19 protein-coding genes and 1 riboswitch are annotated in these 19,274 nt (G+C 69.6%); of the genes, 11 read left to right on the top strand and 8 right to left on the bottom strand.

Features of this window, described 5'->3' with window-relative positions:
* Positions 1-86 precede the first annotated feature (86 nt).
* From G6N58_RS12960 to G6N58_RS12950, 3 genes are all read left to right on the top strand, one after another.
* Positions 87-575: a (2Fe-2S)-binding protein gene (locus G6N58_RS12960; RefSeq protein ID WP_068915068.1), complete on the top strand. Its 489-nt coding sequence runs from the start codon at positions 87-89 to the stop codon at positions 573-575.
* The gene (locus G6N58_RS12955; protein WP_115278419.1) at positions 572-2,683 is read left to right on the top strand and encodes a xanthine dehydrogenase family protein molybdopterin-binding subunit; all 2,112 of its coding nucleotides are present in this window, start codon (positions 572-574) and stop codon (positions 2,681-2,683) included. Before G6N58_RS12960 ends, G6N58_RS12955 begins: the two co-directional genes overlap by 4 nt.
* Before the next feature lie 75 nt (positions 2,684-2,758).
* Positions 2,759-5,086, top strand: a complete 2,328-nt coding sequence (locus tag G6N58_RS12950; RefSeq protein ID WP_115278420.1) for an esterase-like activity of phytase family protein — start codon at positions 2,759-2,761, stop codon at positions 5,084-5,086.
* Positions 5,087-5,119: 33 nt separating this feature from the next.
* Here G6N58_RS12950 and G6N58_RS12945 read toward each other — a convergent pair whose 3' ends face one another.
* The 4 genes from G6N58_RS12945 to G6N58_RS12930 all read right to left on the bottom strand — a co-directional run bounded on the left by G6N58_RS12945 (position 5,120) and on the right by G6N58_RS12930 (position 8,078).
* Positions 5,120-6,115, bottom strand: a complete 996-nt coding sequence (locus tag G6N58_RS12945; protein ID WP_163908145.1) for a DDE-type integrase/transposase/recombinase — start codon at positions 6,113-6,115, stop codon at positions 5,120-5,122.
* Between the two features lie 5 nt (positions 6,116-6,120).
* Positions 6,121-6,549, bottom strand: a complete 429-nt coding sequence (locus G6N58_RS12940; protein ID WP_115278422.1) for a hypothetical protein — start codon at positions 6,547-6,549, stop codon at positions 6,121-6,123.
* Between the two features lie 81 nt (positions 6,550-6,630).
* The gene (locus G6N58_RS12935) at positions 6,631-7,635 is read right to left on the bottom strand and encodes a glutathione S-transferase family protein (RefSeq protein WP_115278423.1); all 1,005 of its coding nucleotides are present in this window, start codon (positions 7,633-7,635) and stop codon (positions 6,631-6,633) included.
* A 29-nt stretch (positions 7,636-7,664) separates the two neighbouring features.
* Positions 7,665-8,078, bottom strand: coding sequence for a cold-shock protein (locus G6N58_RS12930; protein WP_068915064.1), 414 nt, complete (start codon positions 8,076-8,078; stop codon positions 7,665-7,667).
* Between the two features lie 141 nt (positions 8,079-8,219).
* Between G6N58_RS12930 and G6N58_RS12925 the strand changes: the two genes are divergently transcribed.
* From G6N58_RS12925 to G6N58_RS12910, 4 genes are all read left to right on the top strand, one after another.
* Positions 8,220-8,624, top strand: a complete 405-nt coding sequence (locus G6N58_RS12925) for a YccF domain-containing protein (RefSeq protein WP_115278424.1) — start codon at positions 8,220-8,222, stop codon at positions 8,622-8,624.
* Entirely contained in the window at positions 8,621-9,673 is a 1,053-nt protein-coding gene (gene moaA, locus G6N58_RS12920) for a GTP 3',8-cyclase MoaA (RefSeq protein WP_068915062.1), read from the top strand. The genes G6N58_RS12925 and moaA overlap by 4 nt, the downstream gene beginning before the upstream one ends.
* Before the next feature lies 1 nt (position 9,674).
* Positions 9,675-9,917 (top strand): MoaD/ThiS family protein, encoded by a 243-nt coding sequence (locus G6N58_RS12915; protein WP_068919524.1) that lies wholly within the window; start codon positions 9,675-9,677, stop codon positions 9,915-9,917.
* A 250-nt stretch (positions 9,918-10,167) separates the two neighbouring features.
* Positions 10,168-10,349: riboswitch (cyclic di-AMP (ydaO/yuaA leader) on the top strand.
* 9 nt (positions 10,350-10,358) lie between these two features.
* On the top strand, positions 10,359-11,534 hold the full coding sequence (locus G6N58_RS12910; RefSeq protein ID WP_115278425.1) for a transglycosylase family protein: 1,176 nt from the start codon (positions 10,359-10,361) through the stop codon (positions 11,532-11,534).
* A 136-nt stretch (positions 11,535-11,670) separates the two neighbouring features.
* Here G6N58_RS12910 and G6N58_RS12905 read toward each other — a convergent pair whose 3' ends face one another.
* Genes G6N58_RS12905 through G6N58_RS12890 form a run of 4 tightly spaced genes read right to left on the bottom strand, consistent with a single transcriptional unit; the run spans position 11,671 to position 13,245 of the window.
* Positions 11,671-12,099 carry a molybdenum cofactor biosynthesis protein MoaE gene (locus G6N58_RS12905; protein ID WP_068915060.1) on the bottom strand — a complete coding sequence of 143 codons (429 nt, stop codon included), beginning with the start codon at positions 12,097-12,099 and terminating at the stop codon, positions 11,671-11,673.
* The gene (locus tag G6N58_RS12900) at positions 12,096-12,575 is read right to left on the bottom strand and encodes a MogA/MoaB family molybdenum cofactor biosynthesis protein (protein WP_068915059.1); all 480 of its coding nucleotides are present in this window, start codon (positions 12,573-12,575) and stop codon (positions 12,096-12,098) included. The genes G6N58_RS12905 and G6N58_RS12900 overlap by 4 nt, the downstream gene beginning before the upstream one ends.
* A complete protein-coding gene (moaC, locus tag G6N58_RS12895; RefSeq protein WP_115281549.1) occupies positions 12,572-12,997 on the bottom strand; it encodes a cyclic pyranopterin monophosphate synthase MoaC in 426 nt (141 codons plus the stop codon). The genes G6N58_RS12900 and moaC overlap by 4 nt, the downstream gene beginning before the upstream one ends.
* A 59-nt stretch (positions 12,998-13,056) precedes the next feature.
* A complete protein-coding gene (locus tag G6N58_RS12890; RefSeq protein WP_115278426.1) occupies positions 13,057-13,245 on the bottom strand; it encodes a hypothetical protein in 189 nt (62 codons plus the stop codon).
* Between the two features lie 56 nt (positions 13,246-13,301).
* Here G6N58_RS12890 and G6N58_RS12885 point away from each other — a divergent pair, with 56 nt between their 5' ends.
* The 4 genes from G6N58_RS12885 to G6N58_RS12870 all read left to right on the top strand — a co-directional run bounded on the left by G6N58_RS12885 (position 13,302) and on the right by G6N58_RS12870 (position 19,192).
* Positions 13,302-15,575, top strand: coding sequence for a helicase-associated domain-containing protein (locus tag G6N58_RS12885; protein WP_115278427.1), 2,274 nt, complete (start codon positions 13,302-13,304; stop codon positions 15,573-15,575).
* A gap of 69 nt (positions 15,576-15,644) precedes the next feature.
* Positions 15,645-17,294, top strand: coding sequence for a DNA repair helicase XPB (locus G6N58_RS12880; protein ID WP_068915055.1), 1,650 nt, complete (start codon positions 15,645-15,647; stop codon positions 17,292-17,294).
* Positions 17,291-17,641: a VOC family protein gene (locus tag G6N58_RS12875; RefSeq protein ID WP_115278428.1), complete on the top strand. Its 351-nt coding sequence runs from the start codon at positions 17,291-17,293 to the stop codon at positions 17,639-17,641. Before G6N58_RS12880 ends, G6N58_RS12875 begins: the two co-directional genes overlap by 4 nt.
* 12 nt (positions 17,642-17,653) lie before the next feature.
* The gene (locus G6N58_RS12870) at positions 17,654-19,192 is read left to right on the top strand and encodes a PucR family transcriptional regulator (protein ID WP_115278429.1); all 1,539 of its coding nucleotides are present in this window, start codon (positions 17,654-17,656) and stop codon (positions 19,190-19,192) included.
* Positions 19,193-19,274 lie beyond the last annotated feature (82 nt).

Here is a 19,274-nt window from a genome sequence, read left to right as displayed (position 1 = left end):
CCTAATCCGCGGCGGTGACAGCGATTCGTGTTGTAGGCTGCAAACGATTGCAGTTCGCCCCGGCCTCACGAGGGAGTGACACACCCATGAGCGCACCCGATGCCGATCTGGCCTCGTTCCGGCTGACCGTCAACGGCCGCGACCACGACGTCGACGTCCCGGCGGGCACCTCGCTACTCGAGGTGCTGCGCAACGACATCGGCGACAAGTCACCGAAGTTCGGGTGCGGGCTGGGGCAGTGCGGGGCGTGTTTTGTGCTGATCGACGGCCATCCCACGCCGGCGTGCGACACCCCCGTCGATTACGTCCACGGACCGGTGCAGACCCTCGCCGGCGTCGGCACCCCGGATGCACCCCATCCCGTCCAGGCAGCATTCCTGGAACTGCAGGCCGGACAGTGCGGCTACTGCGTCGCGGGCATGATCGTCAGCGCCGTCGCGTTGCTGCGCGACAACCCCCGCCCCACCCGCGAGGAGGTCTGCGCCGCGCTGGACCGCAACCTGTGCCGGTGCGGGACCCACCAGCGTTTCGTCGACGCGGTGCTGGCGGCGGCCAACTCGGCGGCGGGCCGATGACCACCGACCTGCCCGCCTCCCTGGTCACCAACCGGCTGATCTCGACGTGGCTGACCATCGCCGGGGACGGCACCGTCGCGCTGCGGGTCGGCAAAGTGGAACTGGGACAGGGGATCACGACTGCCCTGACTCAGATCGCCGCTCACGAACTCGACGTCGCACCGGAGTCGGTGACCGCCGGCGCCACCAACACCGCGTCGTCGCCGGATGAGGGACTCACCGCGGGCAGCCTGTCGATCACCTTCTCCGGCGCGGCGGTCCGCCGGGTCTGCGCGGAAGCCCGGGAGCTGTTCCGCCGCGCCGCAGCCAAGACAGCGGGGCTGGACGTCACCGCAGTGCGGCTGTCCTCCGGCGTCTTCGTCACTGCCGACGGCACCCGCATCGGCTCCTACGCAGAGCTCGCCGCTGCCGTCGATCTGGACGTCGAGGTCGGCGACGAGTCCCTGCCGGTCGAGTTCGCGCCGGCCACCGCCAAGGACCTGCCGCGAGTTGATCTTCCCGACAAGGTGTTCGGTCGACCGCGCTTCCTGCACGACCTGGAGTTCGACGGCATGCTGCACGCCCGGGTGGTGCGTCCGCCCCGACCGGGTGCCCACCTCGAAGTGATTGCTGCCGAGAGTGTCTCGATGATGCCCGGGGTGGAGAAGGTGGTGCGCGACGGTGATCTCCTCGCCGTCCTGGCCCGCCGCGAGGGGCAGGCCACCCGCGCCGCCGAGGCTCTGTCCGCGGCGGCCACCTGGTCGCCCGGCATCGAACTGCCCGACGGCGACGAGCTGTCCCGGTGGCTGCGGTCGGCCCCCGCCGAGACCAGTCAGGTGCGCGCCGACGGTGCCCGCCACAACGGCCCGGTGACGGTGCGCGGCACCTTTTTCCGGCCGTTCCTGGCGCACGCATCGATCGGCCCCGGCTGCGCCATCGCAGTTCTCGACCGTGGCCGTCTGTTCATCTGGAGCTACAGCCAGGGTGTCTTCACCCTGGGGCAGGCCATCGCCGCGGCCGTGGGGCTGGACACCGCCGACGTGGTGGTGCAGCACGTGGAAGGACCGGGCAGCTACGGCCACAACTCCGCCGACGACGTGGCCATGGACGCAGCCCTGCTGGCCCTGCAGGTTCCTGGGCGCCACGTCCGGGTGCAGTGGAGCCGCGGTGACGAATTCGCCTGGGAGCCCTACGGTCCCGCCATGGTCGGCGATCTGGCGGCCAGCGTCGACGAATCCGGGATCATCACCGATCTGTCCTACCAACTGTGGACCAACGGCCACACCGCCCGGCCGGGGTACACACCGCGCCACAGCCTGCTGGCCGACGCCCACCGCGACGGCGCCGATGCCCTGCCCCCGTCGGTCGACCCACCGGCGGCGCGGGGCCACGGCTCGGCCCGCAACGCCGAACCGTACTACGACATCGCGCGGGTGGATGTCACGGTGCACCGCCTGCTGACCATGCCCATCCGTACCTCGTCGCTGCGGTCACTGGGCAGCCAGCTCAACACCTTCGCCCTGGAATCCGTCCTCGACGACCTGGCCCGCGAGACCGGGCGCGACCCGCTGGAGCTGCGACTGGCCAACCTGTCGGACCCCCGCGCCAGGGATGTGCTCACCACGGCCGCCGCCCAGGCCGGCTGGGGCACCCCGGTGCCCGACGGGCATGGTCGCGGAATCGCGTTCTGCCGGTACAAGAATCGCAGCTCCTACTGTGCGGTGGTGGCCGATGTGGAAGCCACCGACCGGCTGCGCGTCCGTCGGTTGACCATCGCCGTGGATGTCGGGCGGGTGGTCAACGCCGACGGGGTGCGCAACCAGATCGAGGGCGGCGCCATCCAGGCCACCAGCTGGACGCTGCTCGAGCAGGTCCGCTTCGACCGCAACGGCATCACCAGCACCGACTGGGAGGCCTATCCGATCGCGCGGTTCTCCGACGTGCCCCGGGTGGACGTGCACGTGATCGACCGCCCGGATCAGCCGTCACTCGGCGCCGGGGAGGCGACGCAGGGACCCGTCACGGCCGCCATCGGCAACGCCCTGGCCGACGCCCTCGGGATACGGGTACACACGCTGCCGTTCACCCAGGAGAACATCGTCGCGGCCATCAACACCGCCGCAATCTAGCTGGTCACCTCCGGGTCCCCTGACGTTCACCCACCCGTTCCCTGAGCGCACCTCGGCCCGGGATGCTCGTGCCCCATGAACGTGTCCTCGCCGCGACAAGTAGCCGCCGTTGTCACCGTCACGCTGCTGACCGCGGCGTGCTCGTCGTCGTCACCCGAGCCGGAAGCAGGCGACCCCACCGCTGCGCCGGAGACCCCGCGCGCCACCTCCCCCATCGACTTCGACATCCCCGCAGCGCAGCGCTACCACCGGCAGGCGACCTACCCGGTGTACCTGAACCGGCCGGAGGGCGAGCCCGTCGAGACCGAGACCGTCGCCGAGATCTCGACGGTCAGCGAGGACGGCAACACCCTCATTTACACCGACGCCCCCGCCAAGCGCATCGGCTTCGTCGACATCACCGATCCTGCGGCACCGAAAGGACTCGGCACCTTGTCGCTGACCGAGCTCGGGGACGCCGACGACCAGCCCACCTCGGTGATCGCCGCCGGCGAGTTCGTTCTCGTCGTGATCGACACCAGCGGAGGAGATTTCGCGAACCCCGGTGGTCGCCTGGACGTCGTGCGGATCAGCGACCGCAGCCGGGTGCGCAGCATCGATCTGCAGGGCCAGCCCGATTCGATCGCCCTGGCTGCCGATGGCGGGTTCGCCGCCATCGCCATGGAGAATCAGCGCGACGAGGAGTTCACCCCGCAGGGCGGCGAGGAGGGTGACCTGCCCCAGCCGCCGACGGGCTTCGTGCAGATACTCGATCTGGGCGGCGCGCCGGACGCGTGGCAGCTGCGCCGGGTCGACTTCGATGTCGAAGCTGCCCGCTCCGCCGGTTTGGACACCCCCGAGGATCTCGAACCGGAGTACGTCACCATCAACTCCCGCGGCCAGATCGCGGTCACGCTGCAGGAGAACAACGGCGTCGCAGTCATCGACGGCCGCACCGGCGAGGTGATCAACATCTTCAGTGCCGGAACACAGTCGGTGGATGGGATCGACACCGCCGAAGACGGCACCATCGACCAGAGCGGTTCCATCGCCGACCTGCCGCGCGAACCCGACGCCATCGGCTGGATCGGTGACGACCACCTGGCCACTGCCAACGAGGGTGACTGGAAGGGCGGCACCCGCGGGTGGACCGTCTTCGACGCCGCCACCGGGGACGTGGTCTGGGATGCCGGCAACTCCTTCTCGCAACTGGCAGTGCGCACCGGCATGCACATCGAAGGACGTTCCGAAGCAAAGGGTCCCGAGCCCGAAGGCCTGGCGATCACTGAACTCGACGGCACGCCGGTGGCACTGGTGGCATCCGAGCGCAGCAACTTCGTTGCGGTGTACGACGTTTCCGACGTCACGGCGCCGGTGTTCCGTCAGATCCTGCCCACCACCCCGGGTCCGGAGGGCATTCTGCCGATTCCCGGGCGCGACCTGCTGGTGATCTCCTCGGAGACCGACGACGCCGAGGCGCAGGTGCGCGCGTCGGTGAGCATCTATGGCTACGGTGACGCGTTCGCCGCCGACAGTGTGGCGTTCCCGTCGATCGTCTCCGGCGATGTGGACGGTGCGCCGATCCCGTGGGGCGCGCTGGGCGCTCTGAGCGCCGACCCCTCCGACGAGAACCGGCTCTTCACCGCCACCGACAATGCCTACGGTCCCACTCGCGTTCTGGGAGTCGATGTTTCGCAGAGCCCGGCTCTGATCGACAGCGCGCTACCCGTCACCGAGAACGGCGAGGCCGTCACAGTGGACGTCGAAGGTGTCGCCGCGCGACCCGACGGGGGCTTCTACCTGGCCGTTGAAGGAGAGGAAGGCCCGGGCAACGAGCTGATCCGGGTGTCCGCCGACGGCGCCATCGAAGAGCGCATCGCACTGCCCGCAGACATCGCCGCGGCATTGGGTTCACAGGGCCTCGAGGGTGTGGCCGTCGACGGTGACGCCGTTTGGGTGGCAGTGCAGCGCGAGCTGAAGTCCGACCCACCCGGCACGGCCAGGCTGGGTCGCTACACGCCCGCCAGCAGTGAGTGGGAGTGGTTCGGCTACCCGCTGGAAAGCACTGACGCCGAGGGTGATTGGATCGGGTTGTCCGAGGTGGCCGTGCACGACGGCGCACTTCTGGTCCTGGAACGCGACAAGCGCAACGGTCCCGATGCCGCCGTCAAGGCGATCTACCGGGTGTCACTGCCCGACGAGGCCGGTTCCACCTCGGCCGAGCAGGCACCGCCCATGCTGACCAAGACGCTGCAGCGTGACCTGTTGCCCGACCTGCGGGCTCCCAAGGGCTGGGTGCAGGAGAAGGTCGAGGGCATGACCGTCGGCGGCAACGGCAATCTCTATGTGGTCACCGACAACGACGGCCTCGACGACGCCAACGGAGAGACCGTCTTCCTGAACCTCGGCCCCGTCACCCAGTGATTTCGGCGCGCTGATAACCGGTCACGGGCGTTGTCAAGCTGCGTGGAGTCGGTCGGGTCCGTTCTCGGCGGGGAGGTTGATGCCGACGACGGGGCTGGGTGCCTTGGTGTGCGGGCGTGCCCGGAACCTTTCGGGGTGGGCGTTGTAGTAGTTCTGTAGGGCGTGCTCGCGGCGATCCCATTGCCGCGACCATGCGCCGGTATGCACCTGCTCGGGAGTGAACAGGGCGATGCCGCTGTGGCGGTGGTGCTGGTTGTACCAGCGCACGTAGGTGTCCCCCCAGGCCCGAGCGGTTTCGAGGTCGTCGAAGACGCCAGGGAAGTTGGGCCGGTACTTCATGGTGCGCAATTCCGACTCCGAGTACGGGTTGTCGTTGCTGACGTGAGGCCGGTTGTGGGTCCGGCCGACACCGGCGCCGGCAAGCAGATCGGCCAGGACGGTTGACCGCATCGCCGGCCCGGAATCGGCGTGCACGACTGCGGGTAGCCCGTGGCCGCCGAATGCGGTCTCGAACATCTCTACCGCGAGGTCGTCGCATTCGCGTTCCTCGACGCGCCATCCGACGATCTTGCGGGAGTAGATATCGATGATCGAGTACGCCTTGAACGCCACACCCCGCCACGGGCTGCGCAGATCGGTGATGTCCCAACTCCAGATCTGTTGCGGTCCGGTTGCTTTCAAGACCGGCGCCGCCCGCGGCGCGGTGTTCTTCGCGCGGGTCGGCGCGCTCGGGCGTGCACTCTGATCGACGATCGCCGCCGCGATGCGCCACCACGACCGCCGCGAGGCCAGCAGCACGCCCGCGTCCCACCTCGTGGCGAAAGACTGGTCTACCGACAGTCCGGCAACCCACCCGGCGATGATGTCGGCTTCGATCGCCGCTCGGTCGAGCGCGCCGATGCGCGTGGGGTAGGCCCGATCCCTGTGTGGGGTCGGATCGGGCACCGGTGAACGCGGATGCGATCGGTAGTGCCACGTCGATCGCGACAGCGCGATCAGCGCCAGCGCCCGCCGCTGGGATCCGATCACGCTCGTCAGCTCGGCGACGAGTCCGTTCTCGAGGTCGAAGAATCGTCGAGATCGATCGTGGTCGGGGTGGCGTCGGGCTCGTGCGCGTTCCTCTCGTGCAAGAGCCCGATAGCTTTTCCCAACGCTTCATTGGTCGCCTCGAGTTCGCGGACCCGCGCCTGCAGACGCGCGAGTTCGGCCTCATCACGAGCCTGCTTGGCGTCTTCTGCCTTGGCCAACGCCCTGCGTTGAGCCGGGGGAACCGTCATAGGGCTACCCTCTCGCGGAATCAGGTCGAGGTCACCGTCAAACACCGCCGACTGCCACCGCCTGAACTGGCGATTCGACACTCCCAAAGCAGCCAGCCACGGCCCCTTCTGCCCATGCGGCACCAACTGATACTCCACGACCAACTCGCGAATCTCCGTCGGCGTGAAACCTGCACTGATCGACACATCCCCTCCCGGAACTGGTTGCGAACTGACTCACAACCAGCCTGGCAAAGAGGGTCAGCGGTTGCCAGCGCGCCGAAATCGCTACTGGGCCCCGTGACCCAACGGCACCTGTTCACCCGGCGGCGTGGTCCCCGGCGGCGTGCCGTCGCCGAACGGCCTGCCGCCCAACGATTCCCGTCCATGCGGGGTGAGCCAGTTGGCCAGCTCCGGACCCTTCGGCACCACCTTGGTCGGATTGATGTCGGTGTGCACCATGTAGTAGTGCTGCTTGATCTGCACGAAGTCGCATGTGTCGCCGAACCCGGGCGTCTGGAACAGGTCTCGCGCATACGCCCACAGCACCGGCATCTCGGCGAGCTTGCTGCGGTTGCACTTGAAGTGACCGTGATACACCGGGTCGAAGCGGGCCAGGGTGGTGAACAGCCGGACGTCGGCCTCGGTGATGGTGTCGCCCACCAGATATCGCTGCGCCTCCAGCCGATCGGAGAGCCAGTCCAGCGTGTTGAACAGTCGGTCGTAGGCGGCATCGTAGGCGTCCTGCGAGCCGGCGAAACCGCACCGGTACACCCCGTTGTTCACCTCGGTGTAGATCCGCTTGGCCACCACGTCGATCTCGTCGCGCAGTTCCTCGGGATACAACTGCGGCGCTCCCTCGCGGTGGTACTGCGTCCACTCGGTGGACAGATCCAGCGTCATCTGCGCAAAGTCGTTGGTGACCACCTGACCCGTCGCGATCTCCACGATGGCGGGCACGGTGATGCCCTTCGGGTAGTCCGGGAACCGGGCGAAGTACGCGTCCTGCAGCCGCGGGATCTTCAGCACCGGGTCGACGCCGCCGGGGTCCAGATCGAAGGTCCAGCTGCGCTCGTCGTGCGTGGGCCCGCAGAAACCGATCGACATCACGTCCTCGAGCCCCAGGAGCCGGCGCACGATGATCATCCGGTTCGCCCACGGGCAGGCCCGCGCCACGATGAGCCGGTACCTGTCCGGCTCCACCGGATAGCCATCACGGCCGTCGGCGGTGATCCGCGTCGTGATGTAGTCGGTGTCCCGGTTGAACTCGCTGCCCTGGGCGACGTAAGCCATGCGCCTAGATTGCCCGACCGGGCGCGCGTTTACGCGTCGAGTTCGCGCGCCACGGCCTTGACCACTTCGGAGACCCGACGGGCCACCTTGCGGTCGGGGTACTTGCCCTTGCGCAATTCCGGCTGGACGGTGCCTTCCAGCAGGGTGATCAGATCGTTCACCATGCCGTGCAGCTCGTCGGGAGTGTGCTTGTGCTCGGCAGGTCCGGCGGCCTCACGCCGCGTCCGGGACAGGCTCGGCGGTGCCTCCAGCAGCTTGACCTGGAGCGCCTGCGGTCCGCGGCGGCCGGCGGCCACCCCGAACTCGACCTTCTGGCCGGCCTTGAGACCTTCTACGCCCGCAGGCAGCGCGGAGGAGCGCACATAGACGTCCTCCCCTTCCTCCTGGGAGAGGAAGCCGAAGCCCTTTTCGGCGTCGTACCACTTCACCTTGCCGGTCGGCACTGGTCTCACCTGCTGTCGAGTCTTGGTTACACAAGGAAGCGTCCCGCGTGTGCAGGACGCAATGACAGCAGATCCTACTCGGCGGCCGACCCGTCCAGCATCCGTGTTACTCGGTAGGCTGGGAGAACCCTTGGAGGAGCGATGCGCCTGATATTGAACGTGATCTGGCTGATCTTCGGCGGCCTCTGGCTGGCGCTGGGATACCTGCTGGCCGCGTTGATCTGTTTTGTCCTGATCATCACCATTCCGTTCGGGTTCGCCTCCCTGCGGATTGCGTCCTACGCACTGTGGCCGTTCGGGCGGACCATCGTGGACAAACCCGGCACCCGCCCCGGGGCGGTGGTCGGCAACGTCATCTGGATCATCGTCGCCGGCATCTGGCTGGCCATCGGCCACATCATCACCGCGGTCGCCATGGCGATCACGGTGATCGGCATCCCGCTGGCGCTGGCCAACCTCAAGCTGATCCCGGTGTCGCTGATGCCGCTCGGCAAAGAGATCGTCCCGGTCGACGACGTCCGCGGGGGCGTGGGGGCGCTGCGGTGACGGTGACCCCTCTGGGCCTGCCCTCGGTGTCCCGGGTATCCACCCCCGCCCCGGCCGACGGCCCGCTGATCGACACCTTCGGCCGCATCGCCACCGATCTGCGGGTGTCGTTGACCGACCGCTGCAACCTGCGCTGTACCTATTGCATGCCCGCCGAGGGGCTGGACTGGATGCCGCAGACCCAGGTGTTGACCTCCCAGGAGCTGATCCGGCTGCTGCGGATCGCCGTGACCCGGCTGGGCATCACCACCGTGCGTTTCACCGGCGGTGAGCCGCTGCTGATGAAACAGCTCGAAGAGGTGGTGTCGGCGACGGCCGCGCTGACCCCGCGACCCGAGATGGCCATGACGACCAACGGGCTGGGCCTGCACCGGCGCGCGGCGGGTCTGGCGAAGGCGGGTTTGAACCGGGTCAACGTGTCCCTCGACAGCGTCGACGCCGCACACTTCGCCGCCATCACGCGCCGCGACCGCCTCGACGATGTGCTGGCCGGGCTGGCCGCTGCCAAGGCGGCCGGCCTGGGCCCGATCAAGGTCAACGCGGTGCTGGATGCGGTGACCGGGCGTGACGACGTGGTCCCGCTGCTGCGGTTCTGCCTGGAGCACGGCTACCAGCTGCGGATCATCGAGCAGATGCCGCTGGATGCCGGGCATCAGTGGAAGCGCGGTGAGGTACTGACCGCAGCCGAGATCCTGACGATCCTGCGCGGCCACTTCACCCTTGCCCCCGATCCGCGGCCACGCGGGTCCGCGCCGGCCGAACTGTGGCAGGTCGACGGCGGCCCCGCCACCGTGGGCGTCATCGCGTCGGTCTCACAGGCCTTCTGCGCGGCGTGTGACCGCAGCCGCCTGACCGCCGACGGGCAGGTCCGCAACTGTCTGTTCGCCACCAGCGAGACGGATCTGCGCGCGCTGCTGCGTGGTGGCGCCGACGATGACGCCATCGAGGCCGCCTGGCGGGCGGCCATGTGGAGCAAGGCGGCCGGGCACGGCATCAACGACCCCGGCTTCGTGCAGCCGGACCGGCCGATGAGTGCCATCGGTGGGTGAGGTGACGGTGCGGTACTTCGCCGCGGCGCGCGCCGCGGCGGGAACCGAGCAGGAGACGCTGACGGTGGCGACGGGCACCACGGTGGCCCAGCTGGTGGAGATCCTGCGGCTGCGCTCCGGCGAGCTGGACCGGGTGCTGCAGCGATGTTCATACCTCTGTGACAGCATCGCGATCCGCGATGTCGCAACCGTGATCGAATCGGGACAGACCGTCGACGTCTTACCCCCGTTCGCCGGCGGCTGAGCGTGATTTACATCACATAACAATCCGATAACGAGCTGGCTACAAGGGAATACCTGGCCCATCGGACCTGGGAAAACGCTTTTTTGTCGTGGCGTTTTAGAGCCTTCTTAAGGTTTGCCCAGCCGCAAAACGCCTGGACAGCCCAAAGGTGACGCACACGTTTGAAGGCATTACCGTTCACTCCCAGGCCAGCCGAGATCTACCCAGCGACAGGCCCATCCCCCTCGTAGCGCCTAGCTCCATCCATGTGAGGCGGGATCCGACAAACCACTGGATGGAGGCGGGGGACCCACCGGTCCACCGAGGACCTGGAACCGCACGCGGTTCCTTGGGGTGAAGCCGAGAGCGGTTCTGAACGGAACCGGGATCGGCCGGGCAACCTCTCCAGCCCGAACCCGACAGCTGACCTCGCAGGCGCTACAGAGAGGACGTCATCGACCTATGAGTGGACGGCACCGCAAGCCCACTACATCGGCCACCCAGGTAGCGAAAGTCGCCTTCACCGGCGCTGTGCTCGGTGGAACCGGCATCGCCCTCGCCGGACAGGCCACCGCTGCCCCCGACAACGAGTGGGACACCGTCGCCAGCTGTGAATCCGGTGGCAACTGGGCCATCAACACCGGCAACGGCTACCAGGGCGGTCTGCAGTTCGCTCCCAGCACCTGGTCCGGTCACGGCGGCGGCGAATTCGCCCCGGCCGCGCACCTGGCCACCAAGGAAGAGCAGATCGCCGTGGCTGAGCGTGTGCTCGCCACCCAGGGCAAGGGCGCCTGGCCCACCTGTGGACGTGGACTCTCCGGAGCCACCCCCCGCAACGTGGTCGCCGACCCCGCCCCGCTGAACGCGCCCCTGGACGCCGCGGGCCTCAATGGCGCTCCGCTGCCCCCTCCGCCGCCGGTGCCCGGCTTCCCGCCGCCCGCCCCGGCTCCGCTGCCCCCCGCCCCCGAGGTGGCCCCGGTGGCCTTCGCGCCTGCGCCCGCCCCCGAGGCCCTGCCCCCGGCTCCGGCACCCGCGCCGCCAGCCGACCCGGCTGTGGTGGTCGACGCCTCGTTGGCCGCTCCTGCCCCGGCCGCCGATTGGACCTTCGCCGACCCGGCCGCTGCACCGCAGACCTGGTCGCTGGACGCTCCGCTGCCGCAGGCGCCGATCCCGGCACCCGCGGAGCCTGCACCGCTGCCTCCGCCGCCCGCACCGGCCCCGTTGCCGCCCGCTCCGGCACCGGCCCCGCTGGCTGCCCCGGCTCCGGATCCACTGGCCCCTGTTCCGCCGCCGGCGGCGCCTCTGGCCGCTCCGGCCCCGGCTCCGGGTGCCGATGTGGTGGCCGCGCCCCCGGCGCAGACCCCGCACCTGCCCAGCCCCGAGAACCTGCCCCCGGGCGCCACCGAGGTTCCCGTCGGCCCGCAGGACACTGCGAACGTCACCTACCTCAAGGAACTGTGGCACGCGGTCCAGACGCAGGAGATCAGCGGCGGCGACATGCTGTTCGCCCTGGCGCAGCGTCCGCTGACCTCGGGTCCGGCTCCGGCCGCTGCCCCGCCGCCTCCGGGAGCCCCGGTTCCGGCTCCCCCGGCTCCGCTGCCGGTGGACCCGGCCGCTCCGGTGCCGCCGCCGGCCTGAGTACCGACAACGTCGAGACTGCACCCAGCGCGCGATTTCCTCACGGAATCCCGCACTGGCTGCAGTCTCGACGTGTATCTAGGCGCTGTTGAACGGCCCACTCCTCAGCGGGCTCGTCCCTCGCCCGCACCGGTCGTCAGGCGCTGTTGACCCATTCATCGGTGCCATCGCCGAAGAACTGGTGCTTCCAGACCGGCAAGCGCTCCTTGATGACGTCCACCAACCGGGCGCAGGTGTCGAAGGCCGCCTTGCGGTGATCGGCGGCCACCGCCACCACCAGGGCCGCGTCGCCGATGGCCAGTGGCCCCACCCGGTGGCTGGCTGCGATGGCCCGCACACCGGCGGCCGAACCGGCGATCTCGTCGAGCACCTCGGCCATGGTCTGGCCCGCACTGGGATGTGCCGAGTACTCCAGCCGCAACACCCCGCGGCCGCCATCGTGGTCCCGGACCACTCCGGCGAACCCCACCACCGCGCCCGCGGCCTCGTGGGCCACCAGCTGCTCGTGTTCGGTCAGGGAGATCGGCGTCTCGGTCAGCGCCGCACGCACCACCTTGACCGTCATCGTGAATGGTCCTTCCCCGCAAGCTGATCCAGCGCATGGTGCACCACGTCGGCCAGCACGCCGAGACCGTCGCGCACCCCGCCCGGCGAGCCCGGCAGGTTCACGATCAACGTCCGGCCCGCCACGCCGCAGACGCCGCGGGAGAGCACCGAGGTGGGTACCTTGGGCAGCCCCGAGCGCCGGATGGCGTCCGCCAGTCCCGGGATCTCGTAGTCCAGCACCGCCAGCGTCTGGGCGGGAGTGGCGTCAGTGGGAGAGATGCCGGTGCCGCCGGAGGTGATCACCAGATCGGCACCCGCAGCCACCGCAGCGCGCAGGGCGGCGCCCACCGGATCACCGTCGGGCACCACCTGCACGCCGGGCACCGAAAAGCCTTGCTGCAGCAGCCAATCCGAGATCAGGGGGCCGGTCCGGTCGTCGTAGACCCCACTGGCCGCCCGCGTCGAGGCGATCACCACCGCCGCGGTGCGCGTCACCGGGTCCAGGTTCCGGTGCGGCCGCCGGTCTTGCTCAGCACCCGGACATCGTGGATGCTGCCCGCGGGATCGACCGCCTTGATCATGTCGTAGACCGTCAACGCGGCCACGCTGACCGCAGTCAGTGCTTCCATCTCGACGCCGGTGCGGTCGGTGGTCTTGACCGTGGCGGTGATGTCGATCTGCTCGGCGCCCACCGCGAACTCGATGTCCACGCCGCTGAGCGCCAGGTGGTGGCACAGCGGGATGAGGTCGCTGGTGCGTTTGGCGGCCAGGATGCCGGCCACCCGGGCGGTCGCCAGGGCGTCGCCCTTGGGCAGCCCACCCGAGGAGATCAGCCCGACCACCTCGGCGGTGGTGCGCAGGGTCCCGGCCGCAACCGCCACGCGGTTGGTGGCCGCTTTGTCCGAGACGTCGACCATGTGTGCCGCACCTCGCTCATCGAGGTGCGAGAGCGGGGTGGAGCCGCTGCCGCGTACCACTACTTGTTGACGACGGTGACCGGGTGGACGTAGGGAATCTCCGACAGAGGCAGCGGAAACTCCAGGTCACCGAACGGTGACAGCGATCCGGTGCGGTCGGAGACCAGCTCACTGACCGCGTGGTCGTCGGGTCCCACCTCGGGCCAGCCGTTGTCGACGTACTTCTTCTTGTCAGCCACGGAAGCCATTCTGACAGGTGATGAAGGAATGGCGCGCACAAGAACCTGTTTTACGCTGGTCAACGATGACCAAGCACACCCCAGGCGTTCCGCTCGGCGCCTGGCTGGCCGAACTGCCGGACGAGCGGCTCATCCGACTGCTGGAACTGCGGCCGGACCTCGCCCAGCCGGCGCCCGGCAGCATCTCGGCACTCGCTGCCCGCGCACAGGCCCGGCAGTCGGTCAAGGCTGCCACCGACGAGCTGGATTTCCTGCGGCTGGCGGTGCTCGACGCCCTGCTGGTGCTGCAGGCCGACACCGAGCCGGTACCGGTCACCAAGCTGATCGAGCTGGTGCGGGACCGGGCACCGGAGGTCGTGGTGGTCGAGGCCCTCGATGACCTCCGCGACCGGGCGCTGGCCTGGGGTGACCCGCTGGTGCGGGTGTCGGCCGAAGCGGCCGCCGGGCTGCCGTGGTATCCCGGCCAGGTCATCCTCGAAGACCCGACGCGGACCTCGGCGGAGATCACCGAGTTGCTCGACGGGCTCGACGGTCCCCAGCGCGACCTGTTGGACCGCCTGCTCGACGGCTCCCCCGTCGGGCGCACCCGCGACGCCGCCCCCGGCGCTCCCGCCGACCGCCCGGTACCGCGCCTGCTCGCGGCCGGGCTGCTGCGCCAGGTGGACGACGAAACGGTGATCCTGCCCCGCCAGGTCGGCCAGGTGATGCGCGGCGAGGAACCGGGGCCGCTGCACCTGGTGGCACCCGAACCGACGGTGACCAGCAACACCGGCGCCGACGTCGACGCGGTGGCCGCCGGCGCGGTCATCGACCTGATGCGCGACATCGACGTGCTGCTCGAGACGCTCGGTGCCACCCCCATCCCGGAGCTGCGCAGCGGCGGGCTCGGGGTTCGGGACATGAAGCGGCTGACGAAGCTCACCGGCATCGGCGAGTCGCGGCTGGCTCTGCTCCTGGAACTCGCGGCAGCCGCCGGGCTGATGGCCAGCGGCATGCCCGATCCGGACCCGGAGGACGGCAACGGCCCGTACTGGGCACCGACCGTCAGCGCCGACCGGTTCACCGAGTCGCCGCTGGCGCAGCGGTGGGAGCTGATCGCCACCGCCTGGCTCACCCTGCCGGCCCGGCCCAGCCTCATCGGCCACCGCGGACCAGACGGCAAGCCGTACGCGGCATTGTCGGACGCACTGTATTCCACGGCCGCTCCCCTGGACCGCCAGCTGCTGCTGAGTGTGCTCGCCGCGATGCCCGCGGGTGCGGGCGTGGACGCCGCCTCGGCGTCGCGGGCGATGATCTGGCGGCGCCCGCGCTGGTCGGTGCGGCTGCAGCCCGAACCGGTCGGCCAGTTGTTGGAGGAGGCGCACGCGCTGGGGCTGCTGGGCCGCGGCGCCATCACCTCGCCCAGCCGGGTGCTGATCGACCGCTCGCGCGAGGATGCCGCCGACGCCGCCGTGGTGGCGATGAACACGGTGTTGCCACCGCCGATCGACTACTTCCTGGTGCAGGCCGATCTGACCGTCGTGGTGCCGGGTCCGCTGGAGCGCGACCTGGCCGACGCGCTGGCCGTGGTGGCCACGGTGGAGTCGGCCGGGGCGGCGATGGTGTACCGGATCAGCGAGCAGACCATCCGGCGAGCCCTGGACACCGGCCAGTCCGCCGCCGCTTTGCACACGTTCTTCGGCCGGCATTCGAAAACGCCTGTCCCGCAAGGGTTGACGTACCTCATCGACGATGTGGCGCGCCGGCACGGCCAGCTGCGGATCGGGATGGCCTCGTCATTCATCCGCTGTGAGGATCCCTCTCTGTTGGCGCAGGCCGTTGCCTTGCCGGGGGCAGCGCAGTTGGAGTTGCGCCAGGTGGCTCCCACGGTGGCGGTGTCACTGGCCCCGATCTCCGAGGTGCTGGCGGTGCTGCGCGGCGCCGGGTTGGCGCCGGCGGCCGAGGATGCCTCGGGGGCGATCGTCGATCTGCGGGCCCGTGGTGCCCGGGTGCCCACGCCTGCGCACCGGCGGTTCTTCCGGCCGCTGCCGAGCGCGCCCAACCGGGACACCCTGGCCGCCGTGGTCGCCATCCTGCGCAAGGTGGTGGCGCTGCCCCTGCCCGGGTCGAACGGCGACCGGGTGGAGCCGGCGCGGGCCATGGCGTTGCTGCAGCAGGCCGCGCACCGCCAGCAGTCGGTGGTGATCGGTTACATCGACGCCGCCGGGGTGGCGACGCAGCGGGTGGTGTCCCCCATCTCGGTGCGCGGCGGTCAGTTGATGGCCTTCGATCCGGCGTCCGGGCGGGTCCGTGACTTCGCAGTTCACCGCGTGACGACGGTCATGTCGGTGGACGACTGAATAATGGACGAATGACTCCCGCCGGCGACCGATGCAGAGCGAGGGACGAGCGATGAGGAGGAGCGGCGTATGAGCGAAGGACCTCTGATCGTCCAGTCCGACAAGACCGTGCTGCTCGAAGTCGACCACGAGCAGGCCGGCGCTGCCCGCGCCGCCATCGCCCCCTTTGCCGAGCTGGAACGTGCCCCCGAGCACATTCACACCTACCGCATCACCCCGCTGGCGCTGTGGAATGCCCGCGCTGCCGGCCACGACGCCGAGCAGGTGGTCGATGCGCTGGTCAGCTTCTCCCGGTTCGCGGTGCCGCAGCCGCTGTTGGTGGACATCGTCGACACCATGGGCCGCTACGGCCGGCTGCAGCTGATCAAGCACCCGGCGCACGGTCTGACCCTGGTCAGCCTGGACCGGGCCGTGCTGGCCGAGGTCCTGCGGAACAAGAAGATCGCGCCGATGCTGGGCGCCCGCATCGATGACGACACCGTGATCGTGCATCCGAGTGACCGCGGGAACATCAAACAGGTCCTGCTCAAGATCGGGTGGCCGGCCGAAGACCTCGCCGGCTATGTCAACGGGGAAGCCCATCCGATCACGCTGGCCCAGGACGGCTGGCAGCTGCGCGATTACCAGGAGATGGCCGCCGAGTCGTTCTGGGCGGGCGGTTCCGGTGTGGTGGTGCTGCCCTGTGGGGCGGGCAAGACGCTGGTGGGGGCGGCCGCGATGGCCAAAGCCGGCGCGACGACCCTGATCCTGGTCACCAACACCGTGGCGGGCCGGCAGTGGAAGCGCGAGCTGATTGCCCGTACCTCGCTGACCGAAGAGGAGATCGGCGAGTACTCGGGCGAGCGCAAGGAGATCCGGCCGGTCACCATCGCCACCTACCAGGTGATCACCCGCCGCACCAAGGGCGAGTACAAGCATCTCGAGCTGTTCGACAGCCGCGACTGGGGGCTGATCGTCTACGACGAGGTGCATCTGCTGCCCGCACCGGTGTTCCGGATGACCGCCGATCTGCAGTCCCGCCGCCGGCTGGGGCTCACGGCCACGCTGATCCGCGAGGACGGCCGCGAAGGTGACGTGTTCTCGCTGATCGGGCCCAAGCGGTACGACGCCCCGTGGAAGGACATCGAGGCTCAGGGCTGGATCGCGCCCGCCGAGTGCATCGAGGTCCGGGTCACCATGACCGACAACGAGCGCATGCTCTACGCGGTGGCCGAGCCCGAGGATCGCTACAAGCTCTGCGCCACCGCGCGTTCCAAGATGGCGGTGGTGAAGTCCATCCTGGCGCAGCATCCCAAGGAGCAGACGCTGGTGATCGGCGCCTACCTGGACCAGCTCGACGAGCTGGGGGCCGAGCTCGGCGCCCCGGTGATCCAGGGGTCCACCAAGAATGCCGAACGCGAGGTGCTCTTCGACCAGTTCCGGCGCGGCGAGATCCGCACGCTGGTGGTGTCCAAGGTGGCGAACTTCTCCATCGACCTGCCGGAAGCGTCAGTGGCCGTGCAGGTTTCGGGTACGTTCGGCTCACGTCAGGAAGAGGCCCAGCGGCTGGGCCGGCTGCTGCGACCCAAGGCCGACGGCGGTGGCGCGGTGTTCTACAGCGTGGTCGCCCGCGACAGCCTCGACGCCGAGTACGCCGCCCACCGGCAGCGCTTCCTGGCCGAACAGGGTTACGGCTACGTCATCAAGGACGCCGACGATCTGCTGGGCCCGGCGATATGACGGTGCTGCGGGTGGTCCCGGTGCTGACGGTGCCCGATCTCGATGCCGCCGTCGCCGAGCACACCCGCATCCTCGGGCTGACCGAGGTGATGAACCACGGCTGGATCGCCACGCTGGCCGACGCCGACCACCGGCATCAGCTCAGTTTGATGACCACAGACCAGACCGCGCAGCTCAATCCAACGGTCTCGGTGGAAGTCGACGATGTCGACGCCGCGCACGAGGAAGCGTCCGCCGCCGGGCTGCGGATCGTGCATCCGCTCACTGATGAGCCGTGGGGTGTGCGGCGGTTCTTCTTCGCCGACGCTGCCGGCAATGTGGTCAACGTCCTGAGCCACCGCAGCTGAACCGGGGCGGCCATGGTCACCTTGGACCGACTCGTCAATGTGCTCGGCGGCTACGGCATCGGGCTGCGGGCCGGCGGAATCGCGCGCTCGACGGACCTGCGGTCGGTGGTGCTACGCGAGGACCGCGACGTGGTGGGCGACGTGGTGCTCGGGGTCGGGGCCGCATCACCGGAGGACGCACTGCAGTGGGCCCGCGCGGCGCGGGCCTGCGTGCTCCTGGTCCGCGATGCCGTCTGGGGCGAGGGGGCCGACGCCCCGGCGGACATCGCCGTCCTGACCGTGCCTGCCGACGTCTCCTGGAGCGAGGTGGCCGCCGTGGTGTTCGGGCTGGTGCTCGAAGGCCGGGAAACGGAGTCCGGCCGGGGCCCGACGGATCTGTTCGCGCTCGCCGACAGCCTCGCCGACGCGGTGGGCGGCGCGGTGACCATCGAGGACCGGCAGAATCGGGTGCTGGCGTACTCGCGGATGCAGCAGCACACCGACCAGGCGCGGGCCGAGACCATCCTGGGCCGCGAGGTGCCGCAGCGGCTGCGGGAGATGCTCGCCGCGCGCGGGGTGGCCCGGCATCTGGCGACCTCCGAGCTGCCGCTGTTCCTGGCGCCCACTCCGGAAGAGGGGTTGTCCGGTCGCATGGTGGTGGCTGCGCGGGCGGGCCGGGAGGTGCTGGGCTCGCTGTGGGTGACAACTCCGGAGGAGTTGACGGGCCGGCGGCTGCAGGCGCTCACCGACGGCGCCCGGACGGTGGCCCTGCACCTGTTGCGCTCGCGGGCCAGTGCGGATCTGGAACGGCAGGTGGAATCCGATCTGGTGATCGGGTTGCTCGAGGGCACCGTGGATGCGCCTACCGCGGTGAGCAAGCTGGCGCTGCCGGCGGCCGGACTGCGGGTGATCGGCCTGCGGGCACGCCAGGGCGAGGAACTGCATGCTGCGCTGCTCATGACCTTCGAGCGGGCGACCACCGGCTTCGGCTGGTCGCGCCCGGGCCGCAGCGCGCTGTCGGCCAGCACGGTCTACACCATCTTGCCCGGGGACTCGGCCGTCGCCGCCCGCCGCTGGGTGGACGACCTGCGCGCCGCGCTGCCCGCACAGGCCGTGATCCACGCCGGAATCAGCGGTCCTGCAACGGTTTTGGAGCTCCCGGTGGCCCGCGACGAGGCCGACGAGTGTCTGGCGATGCACGAGTTGCGTCCCGGCCCGGCGAGCGATCCGCCCGCCTATGACGAGTCCTGGGAGGAGATCGTGCTGCAGCGCCTCCACGTCGCGGCTCGCCTGGGCCGCACGCCGCAGCGTGGACCGGTCAGCGATCTGCGCCGCCATGACCAGCTGCACGCCACGCAGTACGTCTCGACGCTGCGCGCCTGGCTGGCCGCCCAGGGTGATCTGCACATCGCCGCGGCACACCTGGGTGTGCACGACAACACCGTGCGTTACCGGATGCGCAAGATGGCCGAGGTCACCGATCTCGATCTCAGCGACGCCCGCAAGCGCTTTGCCATGACGGTCGAGCTGGCTGCCGCCGACACGTTGTCCGTGGAGGACAAGCAGAGCTAGTCAGATTGTTCTCGCAGGCCAACCCCTGGCGTCTCTCCCCGCGTCACCATCAAGGGGCAACAGCTCATGCAACGGAGGTGAC

This window comes from Mycolicibacterium tokaiense (assembly GCF_010725885.1).
Taxonomy (GTDB): Bacteria; Actinomycetota; Actinomycetes; order Mycobacteriales; family Mycobacteriaceae; genus Mycobacterium; species Mycobacterium tokaiense.
This window is presented reverse-complemented; position numbering and strand designations above follow the sequence as displayed.

Bases quoted from the DNA above. Each gene is read 5' to 3' on its own strand.
- G6N58_RS12960 (WP_068915068.1), top strand. From the start codon at position 87: ATGAGCGCACCCGATGCCGATCTGGCCTCGTTCCGGCTGACCGTCAAC.
- G6N58_RS12955 (WP_115278419.1), top strand. From the start codon at position 572: ATGACCACCGACCTGCCCGCCTCCCTGGTCACCAACCGGCTGATCTCG.
- G6N58_RS12950 (WP_115278420.1), top strand. From the start codon at position 2,759: ATGAACGTGTCCTCGCCGCGACAAGTAGCCGCCGTTGTCACCGTCACG.
- G6N58_RS12935 (WP_115278423.1), bottom strand. From the start codon at position 7,635: ATGGCTTACGTCGCCCAGGGCAGCGAGTTCAACCGGGACACCGACTAC.
- G6N58_RS12925 (WP_115278424.1), top strand. From the start codon at position 8,220: ATGCGCCTGATATTGAACGTGATCTGGCTGATCTTCGGCGGCCTCTGG.
- G6N58_RS12910 (WP_115278425.1), top strand. From the start codon at position 10,359: ATGAGTGGACGGCACCGCAAGCCCACTACATCGGCCACCCAGGTAGCG.
- G6N58_RS12905 (WP_068915060.1), bottom strand. From the start codon at position 12,099: ATGACGGTCAAGGTGGTGCGTGCGGCGCTGACCGAGACGCCGATCTCC.
- moaC (WP_115281549.1), bottom strand. From the start codon at position 12,997: ATGGTCGACGTCTCGGACAAAGCGGCCACCAACCGCGTGGCGGTTGCG.
- G6N58_RS12890 (WP_115278426.1), bottom strand. From the start codon at position 13,245: ATGGCTTCCGTGGCTGACAAGAAGAAGTACGTCGACAACGGCTGGCCC.
- G6N58_RS12885 (WP_115278427.1), top strand. From the start codon at position 13,302: ATGACCAAGCACACCCCAGGCGTTCCGCTCGGCGCCTGGCTGGCCGAA.
- G6N58_RS12880 (WP_068915055.1), top strand. From the start codon at position 15,645: ATGAGCGAAGGACCTCTGATCGTCCAGTCCGACAAGACCGTGCTGCTC.
- G6N58_RS12875 (WP_115278428.1), top strand. From the start codon at position 17,291: ATGACGGTGCTGCGGGTGGTCCCGGTGCTGACGGTGCCCGATCTCGAT.
- G6N58_RS12870 (WP_115278429.1), top strand. From the start codon at position 17,654: ATGGTCACCTTGGACCGACTCGTCAATGTGCTCGGCGGCTACGGCATC.